Source organism: Roseovarius sp. MBR-6, from assembly GCF_040547525.1.
In the GTDB taxonomy this organism is placed as follows: domain Bacteria; phylum Pseudomonadota; class Alphaproteobacteria; order Rhodobacterales; family Rhodobacteraceae; genus Roseovarius.
The window spans coordinates 1-4,423 of the sequence record NZ_JBEPPW010000052.1; the positions used below are offsets into that span (position 1 = coordinate 1).

General features: G+C 59.8%; 5 protein-coding genes. All 5 read right to left on the reverse strand.

Going from position 1 to position 4,423, the window contains the following annotated elements:
• Positions 1 to 132: 132 nt before the first annotated feature.
• Entirely contained in the window at positions 133 to 1,326 is a 1,194-nt protein-coding gene (locus tag ABIE57_RS20255; RefSeq protein WP_354540840.1) for a GIY-YIG nuclease family protein, read from the reverse strand.
• Positions 1,319 to 3,364: a DEAD/DEAH box helicase gene (locus ABIE57_RS20260; RefSeq protein ID WP_354540841.1), complete on the reverse strand. Its 2,046-nt coding sequence runs from the start codon at positions 3,362 to 3,364 to the stop codon at positions 1,319 to 1,321. Before ABIE57_RS20260 ends, ABIE57_RS20255 begins: the two co-directional genes overlap by 8 nt.
• A gap of 2 nt (positions 3,365 to 3,366) precedes the next feature.
• Positions 3,367 to 3,666 carry a CcdB family protein gene (locus ABIE57_RS20265; RefSeq protein ID WP_354540842.1) on the reverse strand — a complete coding sequence of 100 codons (300 nt, stop codon included), beginning with the start codon at positions 3,664 to 3,666 and terminating at the stop codon, positions 3,367 to 3,369.
• Positions 3,666 to 3,911 (reverse strand): type II toxin-antitoxin system CcdA family antitoxin, encoded by a 246-nt coding sequence (locus ABIE57_RS20270; RefSeq protein WP_354540843.1) that lies wholly within the window; start codon positions 3,909 to 3,911, stop codon positions 3,666 to 3,668. Before ABIE57_RS20270 ends, ABIE57_RS20265 begins: the two co-directional genes overlap by 1 nt.
• 37 nt (positions 3,912 to 3,948) lie before the next feature.
• Positions 3,949 to 4,423, reverse strand: a 475-nt coding sequence (locus ABIE57_RS20275) for a type IIL restriction-modification enzyme MmeI (protein WP_354540844.1), incomplete at its 5' end; no start/stop codon positions are given.

Here is a 4,423-nt window from a genome sequence, read left to right on the forward strand (position 1 = left end):
CTCAGGGGAATGGAAAACATTCCGCGAACAGGTGTCAGACAATTTCCGCGTCATAACCCACCAGGATTTTCGTGTTTTGGAAGGTTAGGGGTATATGCTGTTATCTCGCTCGGGGCAACTGCCATGCGCCAGCTACGAGCCAGATACCAATTGCGCCTGTTTTGGGTCATAGACATAGCCCGAAATCGTTCCGTCCTTGATCCGCTCGACCGCATCCTTGATCGCGAATATTGGCACGAGAAACCACTCCCTCGGAATCACAGGCCTACCAAAGCGATCCATGATTTCGATCTCGAGCCGCGCGGGCTCGAAAATGCGATGGATCAGATTCTCCAGCTTGGTCCGGTTGATGTTGTAGAGCTCGTATGTTGCAACCACCTCCACGTTCGCCATGAGAAACGTCGGCTGAAGATGCGCGCCAGCGATCCGCTTTTCAACGCTCATGTTGGTGACGCCGATCTTGTGTACGAGGTCGCGGTTTTCGGCAACAAGTGGATGATCGGACTTTCTGCGGAGCACATAGATGATGCCGCTGGCCTCATCCCCGTCTATCGTACGATCAGAGAAAAGCGGACCGGCATGGGGCTCGGATATGCGCCGCCCTGCGTCGCCATCTGCGTTCAGGGCACGCTGCAGCGATCGCATCAGCATATTGCTTTCGGTGCCGTTGTCGAAAATCACCCGCAGCCGCGCATCTGTGCGCCCCTGATCCGTGAGCTTCATTTCCCCCATTTCGGCGACATAGGCCTTCTGCCCACCCACGATAAAGAAACGGCCGGGCTCGATTTCTGATTTCAGCTCGAATTTCCGTGCCTCGCGCAAGCCGGTGTCCAGCTCCTTCTGCACCTGCTCGAATAGCGGCTTGAAACGCGCAAAATCCTCGCAGCGGTCGCGGTTCGCTATTTCATCCGCCGCTTTTTTCTCCGCCGTCGAGCGGACATGCTTCAGTTCGGTGATCGCTGGCGCTTCAACCTCGATCCCGAGCGCGTCCAAAAGCGCGTCGTCATCCATCACCCCGGCATCATTGGCCTGCGAAAGTAGCGTGCCATTCAGCAGTCCCTGATGATCCATAGGCTCAATCAGGTCGCGGCACTCCTGTAACTCGGCAATCCGGTCGAGGCGGACGGCATAGAGGCGCTCGAAGATATCGCGATCCTCGCCATGCTGCGGGCGGTGGCCGTGCTCCTCGACAAAACGCTGAATTTCTTCAAACCCAGCGATGATCCGCTCTTCGCGCGGGGTGCGGGAGATTTGCTTTTTCGTCTCGACCTCAACGCCCAGTTCGGTCAGCAGGGCGTCATCTTCATCTGTGAAGCCGTTAGCCATTCGCGGCCTCCTGTTTCATGCGGATAAGGTACGCCACCCCTTCGGCCATTTTCTTCTCCCATGGGTCCGCCGATGTGATCGACGGCAATCGCCCGCGTTCCTGCTTGAATGCCGCCGCACGTTTGGCCAGCGCGCGCGCCTCGTCTGGTGACAGTTGCACCTTTTTCGCAGAGATCACGGCCTGGACCTGTCGAAGGCTCTCCTCGCTCATCGTCTTTGCCAGGATCGAATAGGCTTCGCCGAACGGGTTGATGCGATCAATCAGGTCGATGTCGAGTTCGCGCACATCCATTGCGAATTTGCGCACCCCGTCGATCAAGGCGGTATTGCCGGTCGTTTCTGTGTCATCGCGGTTCGACAGCGCGATCTCTTTCGCCTTCTGGGTCAGGTTCAGCGCGGCCACGGCATGCTGGCGCACGGCTTCCTGATCCTCGGCGCCCAGCTCCGGGAACCTTGCACCAACGATCTTGCCCATGCGGACCTGCGTGAGTTCCTCTGGCACCAATTCCTCATCGAAGAGGCCGCGCTCGATCGTGGTCTTGTCCTGAACGAACGCGGTGATCACCTCGTTGAGGTCCTCCTGGCAGATGCGCTTGGCTTCCTTGCTCTTGGGTTCGACCAGACCCTTGATCTCGATCTGGAACTGCCCGGTGGCCTCGTTGAAGCCGACGTTCTCCTTGTTGGGGTCATAGCCGCCCTCGCCGTAGTTGAACCCTTCGGCAGGGCCACTTTTCACGGTCTTGGGCGTGAAGTTGAAACGCGGGGCCAGCACCTGCTCCATCAGCAGGCTCGCGGCGATCGCTTTCAGCGTATCGTTGACCGCCTCGGTCACGGCCTCGGCTGCGGCATCAGGCTCGGCGATCAGATTGGTGAACCGGGCGCGCGTCTTCCCCTCGGCATCACGGGTGGCGCGGCCGATGATCTGCACGATCTCGGTCAGGCTGGCGCGATAGCCGACCGTCAGGGCGTGCTCGCACCAGATCCAGTCGAACCCTTCCTTCGCCATCCCCAGGGCGATGATGATATCGACATGATCGCGGTTCATCTTCTGCGCCGGGTCCTTCAGCGCGGCGGAAACCTTGTCCCGCTTGGCAGGTTCATCATCCACCAGATCCGCGATGCGCAGCACACGCCCCTCCGGCGTCTTGACCAGCTGAAACCCGGTGGCGGGGTCGGTGCCCTGCCACACACCAAGAGCATCAATGATATGCTCAACCTCACGATGTTTGTCCTTGGTGCTTTCGCGCGAGTTCACGTTCGGGATGTGCAGGATTGTCTTCTCGGTCGGGTCCAGCACCTTGAGGATGTCATCCGCATAGGACCCCGAATAGAAGAAATACCCGATGTCGAGCGTCTTGAGGTATCTGTAGCCGTTCAGTTGCTCGTAATAGGTGTAGGTGACCGTGTCGAACCGCGCCTCGTCCTCGGGCGACAGAACGGCCTCGGCGTCGCCGCGGAAGTATGATCCGGTCATCGCCACCAGATGCACCTTGTCGCGGGCAACCAGTGCCCCCAGATGCGTGCCCAGCTTGTTGTCGGGGTTGGCCGATACGTGGTGGAACTCGTCGACCGCGATCAGACGATCATCGAAGGCCTCGATCCCGAACTTGTCCACGGCAAACCGAAAGGTGGCGTGGGTGCAGACCAGCACCGTGTCGTCGCTGGCCAGGAATTTGCCGACGGCCCCAACCTTGCCGTCATCCCCACCGGGCGCGTTGCACAGGTTCCATTGCGGCTTAACCTCCCAATCGGCCCAGAAGCCATGCTTGCTCAGCGGCTCGTCGTTGAAGCTCGCCCCGATGGACTTTTCCGGCACCACCACAATGGCCTGACGCAGGCCCTGATTGTGCAGCTTGTCGAGCGCGATGAACATCAGCGCGCGGGATTTGCCCGAGGCAGGGGGTGACTTGATCAGCAGGTATTGCTCGCCGCGCTTGGCGTAAGCGCGTTCCTGCATTGCGCGCATGCCCAATTCGTTCGACTTGGTCGAGCTGCCATTGGCGGCGTATTTGACAGAAACGGATGGAACCTGAGCCATGATCAAAACCCGTGAAACAGCATGTCGAGCGCGGAGGTGATCGCCTCGAACCTTGCGGACAAATCCCCGACCGGGGCTTTCAGAATGCCGACCGGCACGGCGGCGATGTATTGCGTCATCATCAGATGCACAGCACCCTCGATCTCGAACACCGGGTTCAGGCGGCTGGCGGCGATCGGGGCGCGGCCCTGTGGCAAAAGCGGCACCACCGCGCGCACGTTCAGCCCTTCCAGCAGATCGTTTTGCACATCCAGCAGATAGCCGCCGCCCGCAGGGTTCGGGAACAGATCGTATTGCGCCATCAGAACTGCCGGTATTTCTCTAACGGCAGCCCGTGCTTTTCCACCCACTCGTTCGAGCTTTGGATCGCGGCGCGGTTTTCTTCCAGCCATTGGGCCGCCTTGCGGGCGCGCACGGCGTCGCGCAGGCTGGCCTCGAACGTGGCCGAGAGGTTGATGTGCAGCGCGCGCGCCTCGTCCAGAAGGGCGGGGTCGATGGTCAGGTTGGTGGCGCGTTTGGTCATCGTGGCCTCCTGTGGGCGGATCATGCGCATGTATACCACACATCGGGCGTGCGGGCAAAACTCATGCGACCCCCTTGGTTGTCATCCGCGTATACATCTCGAACAGTTTTTCCAGCCGTTCGGTATCGTTGCGAAAGCGGCGGCCGATATAGATGCGTTCCAGCACCTCGTCATTGTGGTCATGCGCGGCGCGCAGGTTGGCGGGCATTTTTTCGGGGTCGTACAGGTCGGCGATGGTGGCGGGGAAATGCGCCTCGCGGGCCAGAAGGATGCCGGTCGCCGCCGCTGTCAGGTCGGCGCGGTTTTTTTCGGTCAGTTTGGGGACGGGGAAGGTGTTCCAGCCAAGGGTGTTGGAATAAGCGAAGTCGGTCCTTGTTCGTCCGCAAACAGTCGCAATCCATGTTCGATGCAATTTCGAGGCTAACAGTGCGAAAACAAAGCTAGGTGCTCCATCCCGGATGATCACGTTTCTCCTCGGCGATCCGCCCTCTTCATGGCAAGATCGGTCCTGAGAGACATTTGGACGGAGGCGCGGA